The following is a 15,233-nucleotide window of genomic DNA, read 5'->3' on the forward strand; positions in this document are numbered from 1 at the left end:
GTATGAAGCAATCGCTTTTGGCGTTGGCTGCTTTCAGCTTGTTTTCTGGTGCGGCGCAGGCCGATTCCAGTGTGACCTTGTACGGCGTGGTGGATACCAATATCGAGTACGTGACCAATTTTTCCAGCGTCACGCCGTCGGCGGCCAATGGTTTTGCCGCCGGCCCGGCCAGCAACGTGGCACGGATGACGGCTGGCGGGCTGTCCGGATCGCGCTGGGGCCTGCGCGGCGTGGAGGAACTCGGCGGCGGCGTGAAAGCCTTGTTCGCGCTGGAAAGCGGCTTTGGCTCCGACGACGGCAAGATGCAGCAGGGCAGCCGCCTGTTCGGGCGGCAGGCCTACGTGGGCCTGGAGAGCGCTGCCTTGGGCCGCGTCACGTTCGGGCGGCAGTACACCACGCTGTTCAGCATGCTCGCCGACTTTTCCCCGACGGGCTACGCGAGCCAGTACGAGCCATTCGTGGCGCTGCTCGGCCTGAACGTCAGGTCGGACAACACGATCAAGTACAACGGCGTGTTCGGGCCCGTAACCGCCATCGCGCACTGGAGCTTCGGCAATGGCGTTGCCGGTGGCGGGGAGGTGCCGGGGCAGTTCCACCGCGATACCGGCTTTGGTGCCGGCGTGTCCTACGCAGCTGGCCCGTTCGGCGCGAGCATCGCGTATGATCAGTTCAGCCCGACCCTGAACGCAGCCGGCGGCACCGGCTCGTTCAAGAAGGTGGCTGCGGCTGCCAGCTACACCGTGGGCGCCGCCAAGCTCATGGGCGGCTACCGCTGGGGCAAGAACACCGACGCGACCGGCGCCTCGATCCTGCGCGACGACTACTACTGGATCGGCGCAAACTACCAGGTCACGTCGGCGCTGGGCCTCACGCTGGCCTACTACTACGACGACGTAAAGAACCTGGGCGGCGCCAACGTCAAGAACCCGTGGCAAGTCACCTTCATGGCGGACTACAACCTGTCCAAGCGCACGGACGTCTACCTGACCACCGCGTATGCCAGGAACGCCGGCCTGGATTTCGATACCTCGGCGATCAGCTTCGCCAATGGCTATTTCCTGGGTGCGGGCAAGAACAGCATGCTGGGCGCCGCTGTCGGCATCCGGCACAAATTCTGATGCCGCGCGCATCTCAAGAGGAGGATATGAACATGATCTCGACCAGCCTGTCTCCGGCTTTGTCCTTGACACGCCGCGCGTGGCTTGCGGCATCGCCTGCCATCCTGCTGGCACTGGCGGCTCTGGCCCCCGATGTGTCGGCGCAGCAGTCGGATGCGTTCCCGTCGCGGCCCGTGCGCGTCATCACGCCGTTCCCCGCGGGTGGATCGACCGACAACTTTCTCCGCCCGCTGTCCATCCGCGTGGCCAGGATCCTGGGCCAGCCCGTCGTGATCGAGCCCCGGCCGGGCGGCAACACGATCATTGCGACCAGCGCGGTGGCAAAAAGCCCCGCCGACGGCTACACCTTGCTGATTGCCGTCAACACGCTGCTCACCAATTCCGCGCTCTACCACAAGCTGCCCTACAACACGGCAACCGATCTGGTTCCCGTCGCCTACCTGGGCGAAGACGGCTTCGCGGTGGCCGTCACCGGCACGCTGCCCGTGACCAGCCTCGCGGGCTTCATCGCCCTGGCCAGGACCAAACCCGGCGGCCTCACGTACGGGACCTCGACGGTGGGCGGCACGACGCACCTGGGCCCGGTGCTGCTCGAACAGATGGCGGGGATCAAGCTGACGCAGGTCTCCTATAAAGGCGGCCCGACCCTGCTGAACGACCTGGGTTCGGGCGTCATCGACATGACGTTCGATGGCTATACGGGGGTGGCGCCGCTGTTGCCAACCGGCAGGGTCAAGGTGCTCGCGCAGACGGGCCCGCGGCGCAGCGCCTCCATGCCGGACATAGCGCTGGCCTCGGAGACGCCGGGCATGGAGAAGTTTTCCGTGAAGTTCCACGTTGGCCTGTACGCGCCGGCGGGCACGCCGGTGCCAGTCCTGAAGAAGCTGAACCAGGCCTTCCGCGAAGCGGTCGACGAGGAGGTCAAGTCGAAATCGCTGGCTTACAACCTCCAGCCGCTCAATCTCAATGTGGATGAGTCCGCCCGGTACTTCCAGACGGAACTGAAATTCTGGGGTGACGCGGTTCGCCGTTCCGGCATCTCGATCGAAGAATAGACGGCTTACCAACTGAATCATGCATCCATCCATGTTTGGAAAGTCCTCGCCGGACGACGTGTGCGCCATTTTTGCGGACGACGGCTCTTCGCTGACGTATGGCGAGCTGGAACGGCGGGCGAATCGCGGCGCGCGGTTGCTGACAAGCCAGGGCCTTCGCCCGAGAGATACGCTGGTCTTCTGCCTGGAGAACGACGCGTCGTTCCTGGTGGTCTGCCTTGCCGCGCAACGTATCGGCGTCTACTTCACGCCGGTCTCGACACGGGCGACGGCGCAAGAGCTCGCCTATATCGTGTCGGATAGCGGCGCCAGCGTGCTTGCCATCGCGGCCAGCAAGGCGGCAGCCATGCCAGGCCTGCATGGCCTGCATGGCCTGCTCGATCCCGCCGTACGCCGGCTTGCGTGCGCGGGCGAGGTGGCCGGTTACCTGGACTGGGACAAGGCAGCGGCGGGATTCGACGATGGCGAGCTTGCCGAGCCGGCTTGCGGGGAGGTACTGCTGTATTCGTCCGGCACCACGGGCAAACCCAAAGGCATCAAGCGCCCGGCGATGAGCCGCCCGTATGACAGCGCGGACCCCCGGTTGGCCTCGCTCATGAAGACCTGCTCCCGCGATACCGTCTTCCTCTCCACGTCGCCCCTGTATCACAGCGCGCCGTTCCGGTACGCGTGCGCCGTGCTGGCCACGGGTGGCAAGCTGATCGTGATGAAGCGTTTCGAGCCGGAGCAGGCGCTGGCCTTGATCGAGCGTTTCCGGTGCACGGCCAGCTTGTGGGTGCCGACCATGTTCTCCCGCATGCTGCGCCTGCCGGACGAAGTGAAAGGGCGCTACCAGCTCGCGTCGATGGCCCTGGCGGTGCACGGCGCCGCACCTTGCCCCGTCTACGTGAAGGAAGCCATGATCGCGTGGTGGGGGCCGGTGCTCTACGAGGTGTACGCGGGCACCGAAGGCGTCGGCACCTGCGCCATCACGTCCGCGGAGTGGCTGCTGCACAAGGGATCGGTCGGGCGCTCCACGCAGGCACCCATCCGCATCCTGGACGAGGACTGGCAGGAGTTGCCGGCAGGGCAGGTCGGCATGATCTTCTTCGAGGGCACCGGCAATTTCGCCTACCACGGCGATGCCGCCAAGACCGAGCAGGTAACGAGCCCACAAGGCTGGCGCACCTACGGCGACCTGGGCTACGTCGATGCCGAAGGTTACCTGTATCTCACTGGCCGCAAGTCATTCACGATCATCACGGGTGGGGTCAACGTCTATCCGCAGGAAGTGGAGGATGTACTCGGCGCCCATCCTGCGGTTGCGGACTGCGCGGTGTTCGGCATTCCCGACGACGACCTCGGCGAGCAGGTCAAGGCCGTGGTGCAGACCGTCGCGCCGCACGACGCGGGCCCTGAGCTCGGCCAGGAACTGATTGCGTGGTGCCGCGGCAAGCTCTCGGCAATCAAATGCCCAAGGACGATCGACTTTGACCCCGCGCTGCCCCGCGAGCCCAACGGCAAGCTCTACAAGCTGCCGCTGCAACAGCGCTACATGCGCCGCTAGTTTTACCGGTTCAACCAATCGCAAGGAAACCCATGTCAGATCAGGTCGTGTTGTATGAAGAGCGGGATCGGGTCGCGATCATCACGCTGAACCGTCCGGGCAAGAACCTGTTCAGCGACGAGGTGGTGCAGAGGCTGCACGACGCGCTTTGCCGGCTCAACGAGGGCAGCGCGCTGGCGGGCGTCATTTGCGCCAACGGCGAAAACTTCACGATGGGCGCCGATCTCCGCGGCTTTCCCAAGGATATCGCCCGCAGCATCCCCGGCGCGGGCGCGCCGTCGGGCAAGCCGCTGGTCGCCGCCGTCAACGGCTGGTGCCTGGGCGCGGCCATGACCCTGGTCCAGATGTGCGACCTGTGCGTGGCCACGGAGACGACCCGCTTCATGTATCCGGAGGCCAGGCTGGGTGTGTCGATGGGCATGATCGCGGGACTGGCCGCGAGGATTCCGCACAAGGTGGCGATGGAAGTGATGTTGCTCGGCGGCGTGCTGCCGGCCCGGCGCGCCTACGAGGTCGGGCTGGTCAACCGGCTGGTGCCGGAAGGCGAACAGCTGGGCGCGGCGCTCGAGTACGCCAGGGCGTTGGCAGACAACTCGCCGCTGGTCATCGCGCGCCTGCGGCGGCTGGTCAATGCCGTGGTGCCGGACAGCCCCGCGGTGGAGGCCTATCGCATGCAGAAGGAGCTGTCCTTCATGCTGGAAAGCGATGACCTGAAGGAGGGCATGGGCAGCATCACCGGGAAACGCAAGGCGAATTTCGTCGGACGATAGTGCGCGTGAGCGTGCCGGCCGATCGCCGGCACGCTCACGCCTTTGCGGCAGGCCCCTCGCAGTACCGCGTCAACATGCTGACCATGCTGCGGACCAGCGGCGACGTGGTGGATTTGCGCCACACGAACATATTGTCCAGGCACAGCGCCAGGTCATCGATCTCGCGCAACGTCACGCCCCTGGGCAGCAGGTAGTTCTCGGCCAGCGGGTGGATGCCGAGGTGGCCGTTGTCGATGATGTCCCGCAGGACCAGGTCGATGAAATTGGACTCGTACGCGACCGCACCGAGCAATTCGCGCTGCGCCAGCAAGGCATCCAGGCTATCTCGCACCCGCGGCCAGGACTTGGCGCTCACCAGGCTCAGCGCCTCGCCCTTCAGGTCTGCCATGGACAGCGATGCGCACTGCGCCAGCGGATGCGCGTCAGGCAGGAGCGCACGGTAGCGGATCTGTTCGATCTGGATGATGCCCAGGCTGTCGTCCGCGATCGGGCCGCCGCAAAAGCCGACGTCCAGGTCGCCGTTGCGCACATAGAACACCACGTCTTGCGAAGGCATCGACTCGATGCGGCCATTCACGCTGGGAAAGGTTTGGAAGAACAGGTCGCTGAACTTCTGCCACTCGCCAAACCGGGAGGTGGCACTGACGCCGATCAACAGCGAGCCGGCCAGGTCGGCATCCGTCGCGCCAATCTCCGCAAGCCCCGCTTGATAGCTGGCCAGTGCCTCGCGCCAGTGGCGCGCCAGCACCATCGCGGCGCGGGTAGGGCGGACAAAGCGGGTGGTGCGCTCGAAGAGCCGTTGGTTGACCCGTTCCTCGATGGCGCTGATCTTGCGCGACAGGCCCGACTGGGTCAGGTGCAGTTTCTCCGCGGCGGCATTGAAGTTGCGCTGCTCCACCAGCTCGAGAAATGCGTAAATGTGATTTATATTTATCATGTTGAGCGGGCGGTATTGGTTGACTGGCCACCTGACAGGCCGAACGCGCACGTTCGCGGCCATTGTGCCATGCCGCACGCAATTGGCCTCTTGGGGAAAACCGTCAGGCGTCGGCCCTTGACGTTTCATTGTCCATTCGCGCACCGCTCTCCATTTTTGCTGCATCAAGGAGACCGAGGCGACAGCTGGCCTGACACGGCGGGGTCGAAAAAAACGGCCCGCCATCCTTGCGACTTTCTATAGTAGTGAGGCGTGCCTGGCCGAAGCTCGTTCTCGAATTCGCCAGTGTCCGTGCCCGCCCGTTAGCCGGTGTGGGGCGGTTGGTTGCTGCTGTCAACTTTCTCATCATGGAGAGCCTGGCATGACCTGCGCCGTCTCGGTCCGCTGGGATTCGAACAGGGAGACTGAGATGAAGCTCTATATCGTGTCGTTCGGAGCGGGGATCCTCGTCGGCATCATCTACGCCCTGCTGCAAGTGCGTTCGCCCGCGCCACCGGCAATTGCGCTGCTCGGCCTGCTTGGCATGCTGATCGGCGAACAGGTCGTGCCGACGGTCAAACGCATGATAGCGGGTGAGCCGGTCACCGTGGCCTGGTTCCGCAAGGAATGCGTGCCCAAGATTTCGGGCGCGCCGCCCGAAGTTGTCGCAAAAGCCGGAGGCGGCCGGAGCGATGGCACTGTCGAACGGGATGACGTCTCGCGTTGATGGAAAACCGTGGCGCAGGCGCGAGCAGAGACAAGCCGATGAAGGATGTCGGTAACCCATCATTGCCGGAGAACCACGGGCACATCAACAGCAGTGTGCATGGCTGCGTGCTGTCATTTGTTGCGGGCTTTGTGGACGTGGTCGGCTTCATTTCCCTCTTTGGGCTCTTCACCGCCCATGTGACCGGCAACTTCATCATGATCGGGGTGGAACTGACTGGAAGCTCCGAAGGGCTGGCGACCAAGCTCCTTGCGCTGCCAGCTTTTGTGGGCGCGGTTGCGACAACGCGCCTGCTGGAGTCGCGGCTCGCGCAGCGCCAGCTTCCGGCGGTGGCCTTGCTGCTTGCCGTCGAATGCGTATTCCTGCTGCTTTTTGTGGGCGCGGGATTGTGGGTGAGGGGCGGGGTGGGCCTCAGTGCCGGCTCCTGGTGGGCAACGCTGGCCGGCATGCTGGCCGTCGTGGCAATGGGCATTCAGAACGCATTGTCCCGTACCGCGCTGGCCGACCTGGGGCCCACCACGATCATGACCGGCAACACTACCCAGATCGTGATCGACCTGGTCGATTTGTCGTCCGCCGGGCCCGAGCAGGCAGGCGCGATCCACGTGCGCTTGCGCAAAATGTTGCCGGCTGTGGTGGGCTTTGCCGCCGGAGCCGTGCTGGGCGCCCTGGCGTTCGCTGCCATTAGCTTCTGGTGTGTCTTGCTGCCGGTACTCCTGCTGGCGGCGCTATGTCGCCAGCGGTGGCAGGCCAGGCCGGTGCTGGCCTGAAAACCTGCGCGGAGGGGACAGCCTGCTAGAACTTGTGACGGATGCCAAGCACCGCACCGAACTGATTATCCGAGCCGGCAACCGTGCCGAAGCCGCTGCCCTGGATGGAGCCGGCGCCGCCTGAGGTCAGGCCCAAATTCGAACCATCCTTGTTCCTGGTGTAACCGAGGTTCAAGTAAGCATCGGTACGCTTGGACAGGGCGTAGTCAGCCGATGCCACGAAGCTCCACGGATCCGCATTGGTGCCCCGGAAGTCCTGGAAGTAAGCAACGCCTGTCAGGGACAATGCCGGGATCAACTGATAGCGCAGACCCAGCCAGTACAGATTCGAGACGTTGTTAGGGCCGAGGTTGCCCGGGAGCGTGGCGCCACTGAGCGCCTTGGCCCAACGATATCCAGCGTACGCCTTGACGGGGCCGATGGCGTACGAACCGGCCAGGCCAGCGCGGCGGATTTCGGCATCCGTCAGGGCACCGGTCGTGGCCAGACCGGGGTTGGTTGCGTCGTAGATGGCGCCGACAGCGAACGGGCCGGCAGCGTAGGTCAGGCTGGCACTGTACTCGCGCCCAATCCTCGGGCTGCCAGGGACTTCACCAGAGGCGCCGGCGCCGGTGTTCGCGCCAAAGCTGTACAGGGCCCTGGCGGACAGGCCATGGAAGGTGCCGACGTACTTGACCGAGTTATCGGCACGGCTGCCGAAAGCGGCGTCCTGCCCCATGATCGAGTAGTTGGTGCTGACGGCCATCGGGTCGAAGTCAACGTTGAAATCATGGAACGGGGTCTGATGCCGGCCCAGGGTCAGGGCGTTCCAATTGTTCTGCAGGCCAACATAGGCCTGGCGACCAAACAGACGGCCTGAGAAGGATGACTTGCCGTCGTCCACCGTGAAACCGTTCTCCAGCACGAAGACACCCTTCAGGCCACCTCCCAGGTCTTCCACGCCGCGCAGGCCCCAACGGCTGCCTGCCAGGTTGCCGGAGGTTAGGCGCGTCACGTCATGGTTGCCGCCGGGTTGGTGGTTTTGGTATTCGATGCCAACGTCGATCAGGCCATACAGTGTCACGCTAGACTGGGCATACGCGTTACCCGTGGCCATGACGGCGACGGTGGCTGCAAAGTGTCTCATTTTCATGTCGCCGCTTTCCTTGTCCGCTTATTGGGAAACCTGACTTCAATACTTGTCCCGGCCAAAACAATGCGCGCAATGCCCCGGAATCATAACCCGTTCCCGGCCGAAGTTGTCGTCGGACGCCGATCCCGCAACGTCGGCGCCCTGGACGTCATCGTCACGGCGTCAGCCGTTGCAGCCGCCGGCGAGCGCACCACCATTCCATCAATGTCGGCACCGGGAACGAGGCGAGGTGGATTGTGCGGATATCGCGCGCGCCATGGGCTGGCACGCGCGGGAGGGCGCGGAGACTTGCGGCTGTAGATCCTCCAGCCGCGCTGTGCGCCGCATCTACTCATGGACGCCGATCTCAGCGGGCGAGTCAGGCTGCATCAGGTGCTCCCGCCCATTTTTTCGGCAGGCCCGGAGAGGCAGATCGGTGCGCCGGGCGCATCGCGCTGCCTCCGCAGCTGTCAGAACGCAGGACGTTCCCCAGTACCCGCCGCCGCGATGCGTTTCTCTTCACGCGCTATCTCGAGTGGACAGCCCGGGCACAACCAGTTGCGGCCCGGCCTGGAGTCCCGCGTTCGCGCTGATAAGGGCGAAGAAATTGATAGAACGACTTGCGGCCAAACCGAAGGCCAGTATCCCTGCGGCGTGCGATAGCTGGAGCGAGACGTGCGCGGCCTACCGTTTTTTACGCAATACGGATGTGGCTTGGGATGCCATACTGGAACCGCATTGGGCGAGCACGCAGGAGCGCATGCGCAGCCAGTCGGTCGTGCTGTGCATCCAGGACACGACCGAACTGTAACGCGGTGCACCGCGTTACAGTTCAAATGCGGTGTGAATTTTAATGCTTTAGTGAGCGCCAACCGCAGGCGTGAATCCTGAGCCTGGTCAGCAGGCTCAGGAATAGCGTCGGATGGACTTTGCTACTTACTCGGCCATGACATGCGCAACCTTGATGGCCTGCGCATAGCGAGCCGCCTCGTCGGCAATGACCTTCGCGTAGTCCGCGCTGGATCCTCCAACGGGTTCGATACCGGCAACGTGGAACTGCGAGACCACCTCGGGCATTTGGACTGCCTCGGAAACCGCGTTGGCCATTTTCTTAACCACGGCGTCCGGCGTTCCCTTTGCGGCAAGCAACCCGACCGTCACAGCGAAGTCGTATCCTGGCACCACCTCGGAGATCGCCGGAATCTTCGGCGCAAGAGCGGAGCGCTGCAGGGAGTTGGTACCGAGAATCTTGACTTGGCCCGATTTGACGAAGCCCGACAGCGACGGCAAGGCAGCAAACACCACCTGGACCTGGTCCCCGATCAAAGCCGGAACGGACTGGCCGGAGCCACGAAACGGTACGTGCTTGATATCCAGCGTGAGGGCGGTTTTCAGTGCTTCCATCGACAGGTGATGGGTGCTGCCTATGCCGGAAGATCCATAGTTCAGCGTGCCCGATTTGGATTTCGCCAGCGCGACAAAGTCGTTGAGTGAGTTGGCTGGAACGCGCGCATTGACGGCGAGGAAGAGCGGAGACCTGGCGGCAAGCGAGACGGGTACGAAATCGCGCTTGGGTTCGTACGACAGGTTCTTGTAAATCGCCGGATTGATGGACATCATCGAGCCGTCGGTCACCAGGAACGTGTAGCCGTCGGCAGGGCTCGTCATGAGCGCCTGGGCGGCGACTACGCCATTGGCGCCGGGCCGGTTGTCAACGACGACCGGCTTGCCCAAGCGTTGGGTGAGTTGCTGGGACAAAACGCGCGCAACGGTGTCAGGCAAGCCTCCGGGCGCGTAGGGAACGATAAAGCGGATGGGCTTGGTGGGCCAAGCATCGGTGCTGGCCCTGGCCAATGCGGGAACGAATGCTGCGGTGAGGCCGAGGCCCAGGCTGAGGCAAAGCCTGCGTCGTGCAAGCCGGATTTGGGGGCGGTTCATGCGTTGTCTCCACTTTACGATCGTAGTGCATGCGGCGGCCCTTGGCGATGCCGTTCTGACGACGGCATTCGTGGGCTCGCTGCGCGGGGGTTATCCGGATGGTAGTCTTGGGCGAGCCCAAGGACCGCGCGAGCGCTGCTCACCATGCACAAGAGCAATCACACGGCCAAAAGGCTCTGATTTCTATGTGGATTTCGTGCGCCATTCAGTCAAGCGTGCGGCGCAACACGATGGGCTTTCCGCCCATGTTCAGTTTGGTCATCCACGCTGCCAGCGCGGAATCCAGGTAGTCGGCATGACCTGGGAACCAGTCAAAGAGGGCCAGCCCGATGGTTCGAACCAGTTCGGCGCCGGCCTTCCCCTGTGCGACGGCTTGCTTAACTTCACCGATCGACTTCAGCACTGCCGCATGCTCGTCGACGTGGCAGTCCCGCGGGGGGAAATTGGTGGAGCGCATCCATTCGTCCTCTTGACCGAAATGGCTGATCGCGTGCTGTTCGAATTGTTCGATCGCTTCCGCGGCGCTCGCATCCGAGCAGGTCACCAGTTTTAGTGCAAGCGCGTAGAACTCCTCATGCACGTCGTCCATGGGAGCGAACCCGAGCAGACGCGCATCGGACCAGGCGAGACTGCTGTCGCTAGTCGGCGTCGGCGCACTGGCATCCCGGGTGGATGGGGCGCGGGAGGAAGTCTGGTCGTTCATGTTCAAAGTCTCGTGTCGTGCCCGCATGTCGCACTGGGGATGCGATGCAGGAACCGCAGCGCTGACGTGGCGGCAGATTCGCACGTCGCGGATGTATCAATGGATACTGCTCCCACCTTACTGGCTGCCAGAAGGCGGTTGGCTCAATACGATGTACCTGGTAGGCAACGGCCGAGCAGGGGCGCTGCCATGGATGCGGGCTCAGAGGTCCAGTACCAGTTCGCCAGATTTTGCGCGCGAAACACAGACCATGATCTGCGTTACTTTCTCGTCGTCGCGCAGCACTAGATCTCGATGATCCACCTCTCCCGAGCACAGCCCGGTACGGCAGGAACCGCAAGTACCGCTTTCGCATGAGCTTGCAACGTGCACGTTTGCGGCGCGCAGCACGTCAAGGATCGAGCGATCAGCCGGGATGTCCAGCGACGTGCCGGTGCGCTTGAGCTGAATCAAGAACGGCGTGTTCACCTGCGCGTTCGCGTTGTTTGCGCCGAAGCTCTCAAAGTGAACCGTGCCAGACGGCCAGTGACCCGTCATGTCGCGTACCGTGTCCATCAGCACCTGCGGGCCGCAGCAGTAGATGTGCGCTGCCTTGGGCCGCTCGAACAGAGTCCAGAAGTCGAATGATTTGGCGGGGTCGCCGAAATCGTGGTGAATCCTCACCGTCGATCGCCACTCGTCGCTGCTGAGTTCGTCCAGGAACGCCGTACCTTCCGGGTCGCGGGCCAGGTAGTACAGCTTGAAATCCCGCAAGCCTTCCGCCTTCAGTTGGCGCGCCATCGAGAGCATCGGCGTGATACCAATGCCGCCCGCGACAAGAATGAACGACTTCGCACGCTCGTCGAGCGGGAATTCGTTTCGCGGCAGGGACACGTCAATCAGATCACCTGCGCACGTGTTGTCGATCAGGCTCATGGATCCGCCGCGACCGTTGCTGTCGCGCTTGACCGCGATGACGTAGCGGTGACTTTCCTGCGAATCGTTGCAGAGGGAATAGCTGCGGCGCATGCCATTGGGCACCACGACGGTCAAATTCGATCCGGCTTCGAACGGCGGAAGAGGCGTGCCCTGCGGATCGGCCAGCTCAAAGCGCCAGATGTCGCGTGCAATCTTTTCCTTCTCCGCAATCTTCAGCCGCAAGCCGCTTTCCTGGGTAGTCATGTCTGTCTCCCTCTATTCAATTCATTTCACTTCAGTGGGTGTATGATATAACTAGAGATCTAATTACGCAAGCGACGTAATCGACGGGTGGAATTCTGGGTTAGGTATAAACCCTCACTTGTCACGGACACCAAGGCCTCGTAGTCTAATAACTAGACATCTAATTAAATGGTTGACAACGAGAGATCGCCACCGTCCAGCGCGGAGGTCCGACCGATCGAGTCGACAAAACGCCCCCAAGAGACAACGAAATGAAAGATTCCACGTTGAGCTACGCGGATGCGCCCCCGCATCTGAGCACCGATTCCGTAGCCGTCGAGGCGACCTATCGCAAGATCACACTCAGGCTGATGAGCTTCTTGTTCCTCTGTTGGGTACTGAACTATCTCGATCGCGTCAATATCAGCTTCGCGCAGTTGCAGTTGAAGCAGGACCTGGGGCTGAGCGATGCCGCATACGGGCTCGGCGTGAGCCTGTTCTTCATTGGCTACATCCTGCTCGAAGTGCCGAGCACGTTGCTGCTCAGGCGCATCGGCGCACGCAAGACCGTGACGCGGATCATGCTGTTGTGGGGCGCCATTTCCACCGCCATGGCTTTCATGAACGCGCCCTGGCAGTTCTACCTCGGCCGGACGCTGCTCGGTGCGGCGGAGGCGGGCTTCTGGCCGGGGATCATTCTCTATCTCTCGTTCTGGTATCCCGCGAAGCGTCGCGCCCGTATCACGTCGCGATTCCTGCTGGCGATTGCCGTGGCCGGCATCATCGGCGGCCCGCTTTCGGGCCTGATTCTCCAGAATTTCACGGATGTCTGGGGCTTCCGCAACTGGCAGTGGCTGCTGTTCCTTGAGGGCCTGCCGGCTGTTCTTGCAGGTGTGTTTGCCTGGTTCTACCTGGTCGACAAACCGCAGGATGCGGCGTGGCTGACTGCCGCGCAAAAGCGCATCGTCGTGGCCGCCCTGGAGGAAGAACACCGCCAGAAACCGGACAGCGCGCCGAGCCGCCTGATGGTTGCGCTGCGCGACCCGCGCGTGTATGTGATTGCAGCAGGCTGGGCCACGGTACCCATTTGCGGCACGATCCTGAACTATTGGACGCCAACCATCATCAAGCAGACGGGCATCTCCAACATGCTGGAGATCGGCTTCCTGTCGGCATTGCCGTACATCGTTGGCGCCGTTGCCATGCTGCTGATCGCACGCAGCTCCGATACGCGGCTTGAGCGTCGCTGGCACTTCTTTCTGTCTACGACAGCGGGTGCCGCGGGCGCAACGCTGTTGACGATGCTGACCCACAACCCGGCCGCTGCGATTGTGTGCCTGAGCCTCGTTTCGGTGAGCTATTTCGCCGCCGCAGCCATCATCTGGACCATTCCGCCGAACTACCTAAAGGGCGAGGCGGCCGCGGGCGGAATCGGCGTCATCAGCAGTCTCGGCCAGGTTGGCGCCTTCTTCGCCCCGATTGTGCTCGGCTGGGTGAAGACCGTAACGGGCAGTTTCTCGGCGGGCATCTTGCTGGTTGCCGTGCTGGTCTTCGCTGGCGGTATTGCGGTCCTCTTCGGCGTGCCACGCCAGCAACAGGCGCCGAAATCCGTTGCGTGAGAGCGCACGCAACGGATCGATTTCGATTGTTAGAAAGGAACATAAATGAGCAAGCTTCAACTCTCCATCGCCGTGGGCAACTATGACCGGATGCGTCCGCTGATCGACGGCGACGTCCGGATCGACGGCGTCGATCCCGTGTTCATGTTGCAGGATCCGGAAGAAATCTTCTTCCGTGCTTTCCGCCACGCAGACTACGACGTTTGCGAGCTTTCGCTCAGCAGCTATTCGGTCAAGACGGCCGCAGGTACCTCGCCGTACATCGCCGTGCCGGTGTTCCCGTCGCGCGCATTCCGGCACAGCTCGATCTACGTGCGTGCCGATCGCGGCATTAACCGGCCGGAAGACCTGAAGGGCAAGCGGATCGGCGTGCCCGAATACCAACTCACGGCCAACGTGTGGGTCCGCATGTTCCTCGCAGAGGAGTATGGCGTGAAGGCATCGGACATCCGCTGGGTGCGCGGCGGTTATGAAGACCCGACGCGCGTGGAGAAGATCTCGCTGAAGCTGCCGGAAGGCGTCATGCTTGAAAACGCACCGGGAGGGAAGACGATTTCGAATCTGCTGGCCGAGGGGGAGATCGACGGCGTGATCGGACCGCGTGCACCGTCGTGTTTCGACCGTGGGCACCCGCAGGTCAAGTACCTTTTCGACGACCCGCAAAAGAGCGCCGCGGAATGGTACGAGCGCCGCAAGCTGTTCCCGATCATGCACACGCTTGGCATCCGAAAGACACTGGCCGAGCAGCATCCGTGGCTGCCTGGCGCCATCGTGAAGGCCTTCGAGCATTCGAAGGAAGTGGCGCTCGCGCGTTTGAGCGATACGTCGGCCACCAAGGTCACGCTTCCATTCATCGAAGACCAACTGCGCAACGCGCGACGCCTGATGGGTCACGATTTCTGGTCGTACGGATTCGCCAACAATGAACACGTGATCGACCGCTTCCTTGCGCAGCACCACGCCGAGGGGCTGTCGAGCCGTCGTCTTCAACCGGCTGAGTTGTTCCACCCAGCCAGCCTGGAAAGCTTCAAGATCTGATTCCCGCAGCGGGCGTTGATGCCGTCGCGCATCTGGCAGGAGGCAGATGCGCGGCGAATACCAGGGGGCGGGACAGCGGTCGGTATTCGTCATCTCTTCTGAATTTGCAGGGCATCGGTGCGCGGCCAGCAGGCGGCACGCGCACCGATGAACGCGCTATGATGTGAACCATATTGGCTACAGTCACGGCGAGGAAAGCATGGTTGCAACACGTTCTTCTGGCAAGGAAAAGGCTTCCAGAGAGGATCCCATCCTGCGGCATTGGCGCGAGGCCGTGCCGGACGATCGTCTTGCCCACTTGGTCAAGGATGCAGCCCGCGCGATGGTGCGTGGGCTGCAGATGCGCCTGGCGCAGCATGAGGTCTCATTTGGCCACTGGGCGTTCCTGCGCATCCTGTGGGTCACCGACGGGCTGACGCAGAAAGAACTCAGCGACGAGGCCGGCACCACCACACCGACCACTTTCAGCGCGGTGTCCGCGATGGAAAAGCTCGGATACGTCGAGCGTCACTATGCCCCGGGCAATCGCAAGAACACGCACGTGTATCTCACGCCCCGCGGCCGTAGCCTGAAGAACAAGCTCGTTCCCCTGGCTGAAGAAGTCAACGAGATCAGTGTCAAGGGCCTGAAGACCACGGAGATCAACATTGCGCGCAAGGTGCTCCTGACGATCATCGAAAACATGGCGCGCGACGAAGCCGAGGCGGATGATCCGGCGCTGCGGATCCCGTCCACGCGGGAAATGGGCAGTCTGATCGCCGCGCGTGGCGAGGAGTAGGAAG

General features: G+C 62.9%; 14 protein-coding genes and 1 pseudogene. 10 read left to right on the forward strand and 5 right to left on the reverse strand.

The window, feature by feature from the left end:
* Nucleotides 1–2 precede the first annotated feature (2 nt).
* Genes AC1DQ3_RS26370 through AC1DQ3_RS26385 form a run of 4 tightly spaced genes read left to right on the forward strand, consistent with a single transcriptional unit; the run spans nucleotide 3 to nucleotide 4,489 of the window.
* A complete protein-coding gene (locus AC1DQ3_RS26370; protein WP_477123107.1) occupies nucleotides 3–1,118 on the forward strand; it encodes a porin in 1,116 nt (371 codons plus the stop codon).
* 32 nt (nucleotides 1,119–1,150) lie between these two features.
* Complete coding sequence (locus tag AC1DQ3_RS26375) at nucleotides 1,151–2,173, forward strand: Bug family tripartite tricarboxylate transporter substrate binding protein (RefSeq protein WP_477123108.1); 1,023 nt, start codon at nucleotides 1,151–1,153, stop codon at nucleotides 2,171–2,173.
* A 31-nt stretch (nucleotides 2,174–2,204) separates the two neighbouring features.
* Nucleotides 2,205–3,719 carry an AMP-binding protein gene (locus AC1DQ3_RS26380; protein ID WP_477123109.1) on the forward strand — a complete coding sequence of 505 codons (1,515 nt, stop codon included), beginning with the start codon at nucleotides 2,205–2,207 and terminating at the stop codon, nucleotides 3,717–3,719.
* Nucleotides 3,720–3,751: 32 nt separating this feature from the next.
* A complete protein-coding gene (locus AC1DQ3_RS26385; protein ID WP_477123110.1) occupies nucleotides 3,752–4,489 on the forward strand; it encodes an enoyl-CoA hydratase/isomerase family protein in 738 nt (245 codons plus the stop codon).
* Between the two features lie 34 nt (nucleotides 4,490–4,523).
* Here AC1DQ3_RS26385 and AC1DQ3_RS26390 read toward each other — a convergent pair whose 3' ends face one another.
* Nucleotides 4,524–5,426, reverse strand: a complete 903-nt coding sequence (locus tag AC1DQ3_RS26390) for a LysR family transcriptional regulator (protein ID WP_477123111.1) — start codon at nucleotides 5,424–5,426, stop codon at nucleotides 4,524–4,526.
* Nucleotides 5,427–5,835: 409 nt separating this feature from the next.
* Between AC1DQ3_RS26390 and AC1DQ3_RS26395 the strand changes: the two genes are divergently transcribed.
* Together AC1DQ3_RS26395 and AC1DQ3_RS26400 are read left to right on the forward strand one after the other, a co-directional pair.
* Nucleotides 5,836–6,132 (forward strand): XapX domain-containing protein, encoded by a 297-nt coding sequence (locus tag AC1DQ3_RS26395; protein ID WP_477123112.1) that lies wholly within the window; start codon nucleotides 5,836–5,838, stop codon nucleotides 6,130–6,132.
* A 38-nt stretch (nucleotides 6,133–6,170) separates the two neighbouring features.
* Nucleotides 6,171–6,902, forward strand: coding sequence for a YoaK family protein (locus tag AC1DQ3_RS26400; RefSeq protein ID WP_477123113.1), 732 nt, complete (start codon nucleotides 6,171–6,173; stop codon nucleotides 6,900–6,902).
* 25 nt (nucleotides 6,903–6,927) lie between these two features.
* Here AC1DQ3_RS26400 and AC1DQ3_RS26405 read toward each other — a convergent pair whose 3' ends face one another.
* Nucleotides 6,928–8,034, reverse strand: coding sequence for a porin (locus AC1DQ3_RS26405; RefSeq protein ID WP_477123114.1), 1,107 nt, complete (start codon nucleotides 8,032–8,034; stop codon nucleotides 6,928–6,930).
* Between the two features lie 514 nt (nucleotides 8,035–8,548).
* On the opposite strand from AC1DQ3_RS26405, the pseudogene AC1DQ3_RS26410 reads away from it, so the two are divergent.
* A pseudogene (locus tag AC1DQ3_RS26410) lies at nucleotides 8,549–8,821 on the forward strand (IS4/Tn5 family transposase DNA-binding protein); the annotation flags it as partial.
* Between the two features lie 128 nt (nucleotides 8,822–8,949).
* Here AC1DQ3_RS26410 and AC1DQ3_RS26415 read toward each other — a convergent pair.
* The 3 genes from AC1DQ3_RS26415 to AC1DQ3_RS26425 all read right to left on the reverse strand — a co-directional run bounded on the left by AC1DQ3_RS26415 (nucleotide 8,950) and on the right by AC1DQ3_RS26425 (nucleotide 11,815).
* Nucleotides 8,950–9,795 carry a Bug family tripartite tricarboxylate transporter substrate binding protein gene (locus tag AC1DQ3_RS26415; RefSeq protein WP_477123115.1) on the reverse strand — a complete coding sequence of 282 codons (846 nt, stop codon included), beginning with the start codon at nucleotides 9,793–9,795 and terminating at the stop codon, nucleotides 8,950–8,952.
* A gap of 361 nt (nucleotides 9,796–10,156) precedes the next feature.
* The gene (locus AC1DQ3_RS26420) at nucleotides 10,157–10,654 is read right to left on the reverse strand and encodes a bacteriohemerythrin (RefSeq protein WP_477123116.1); all 498 of its coding nucleotides are present in this window, start codon (nucleotides 10,652–10,654) and stop codon (nucleotides 10,157–10,159) included.
* A gap of 201 nt (nucleotides 10,655–10,855) precedes the next feature.
* Nucleotides 10,856–11,815 (reverse strand): PDR/VanB family oxidoreductase, encoded by a 960-nt coding sequence (locus AC1DQ3_RS26425; protein ID WP_477123117.1) that lies wholly within the window; start codon nucleotides 11,813–11,815, stop codon nucleotides 10,856–10,858.
* Nucleotides 11,816–12,066: 251 nt separating this feature from the next.
* Between AC1DQ3_RS26425 and AC1DQ3_RS26430 the strand changes: the two genes are divergently transcribed.
* The 3 genes from AC1DQ3_RS26430 (at nucleotide 12,067) to AC1DQ3_RS26440 (ending at nucleotide 15,229) form a co-directional block, all read left to right on the forward strand.
* Entirely contained in the window at nucleotides 12,067–13,413 is a 1,347-nt protein-coding gene (locus AC1DQ3_RS26430) for an MFS transporter (protein ID WP_477123118.1), read from the forward strand.
* Nucleotides 13,414–13,458: 45 nt separating this feature from the next.
* Complete coding sequence (locus AC1DQ3_RS26435; RefSeq protein WP_477123119.1) at nucleotides 13,459–14,451, forward strand: PhnD/SsuA/transferrin family substrate-binding protein; 993 nt, start codon at nucleotides 13,459–13,461, stop codon at nucleotides 14,449–14,451.
* Nucleotides 14,452–14,650: 199 nt separating this feature from the next.
* On the forward strand, nucleotides 14,651–15,229 hold the full coding sequence (locus tag AC1DQ3_RS26440) for a MarR family winged helix-turn-helix transcriptional regulator (protein WP_477123143.1): 579 nt from the start codon (nucleotides 14,651–14,653) through the stop codon (nucleotides 15,227–15,229).
* The last annotated feature ends 4 nt before the right edge of the window (nucleotides 15,230–15,233 follow it).

Source organism: Cupriavidus sp. 01T418 (assembly GCF_056398885.1).

What these genes read in the sequence shown, in the direction of transcription:
- AC1DQ3_RS26370 (WP_477123107.1), top strand. Translation starts at nt 3, where the DNA reads ATGAAGCAATCGCTTTTGGCGTTGGCTGCTTTCAGCTTGTTTTCTGGT.
- AC1DQ3_RS26375 (WP_477123108.1), top strand. Translation starts at nt 1,151, where the DNA reads ATGATCTCGACCAGCCTGTCTCCGGCTTTGTCCTTGACACGCCGCGCG.
- AC1DQ3_RS26380 (WP_477123109.1), top strand. Translation starts at nt 2,205, where the DNA reads ATGTTTGGAAAGTCCTCGCCGGACGACGTGTGCGCCATTTTTGCGGAC.
- AC1DQ3_RS26385 (WP_477123110.1), top strand. Translation starts at nt 3,752, where the DNA reads ATGTCAGATCAGGTCGTGTTGTATGAAGAGCGGGATCGGGTCGCGATC.
- AC1DQ3_RS26390 (WP_477123111.1), bottom strand. Translation starts at nt 5,426, where the DNA reads ATGATAAATATAAATCACATTTACGCATTTCTCGAGCTGGTGGAGCAG.
- AC1DQ3_RS26395 (WP_477123112.1), top strand. Translation starts at nt 5,836, where the DNA reads ATGAAGCTCTATATCGTGTCGTTCGGAGCGGGGATCCTCGTCGGCATC.
- AC1DQ3_RS26400 (WP_477123113.1), top strand. Translation starts at nt 6,171, where the DNA reads ATGAAGGATGTCGGTAACCCATCATTGCCGGAGAACCACGGGCACATC.
- AC1DQ3_RS26405 (WP_477123114.1), bottom strand. Translation starts at nt 8,034, where the DNA reads ATGAAAATGAGACACTTTGCAGCCACCGTCGCCGTCATGGCCACGGGT.
- AC1DQ3_RS26420 (WP_477123116.1), bottom strand. Translation starts at nt 10,654, where the DNA reads ATGAACGACCAGACTTCCTCCCGCGCCCCATCCACCCGGGATGCCAGT.
- AC1DQ3_RS26425 (WP_477123117.1), bottom strand. Translation starts at nt 11,815, where the DNA reads ATGACTACCCAGGAAAGCGGCTTGCGGCTGAAGATTGCGGAGAAGGAA.
- AC1DQ3_RS26430 (WP_477123118.1), top strand. Translation starts at nt 12,067, where the DNA reads ATGAAAGATTCCACGTTGAGCTACGCGGATGCGCCCCCGCATCTGAGC.
- AC1DQ3_RS26435 (WP_477123119.1), top strand. Translation starts at nt 13,459, where the DNA reads ATGAGCAAGCTTCAACTCTCCATCGCCGTGGGCAACTATGACCGGATG.
- AC1DQ3_RS26440 (WP_477123143.1), top strand. Translation starts at nt 14,651, where the DNA reads ATGGTTGCAACACGTTCTTCTGGCAAGGAAAAGGCTTCCAGAGAGGAT.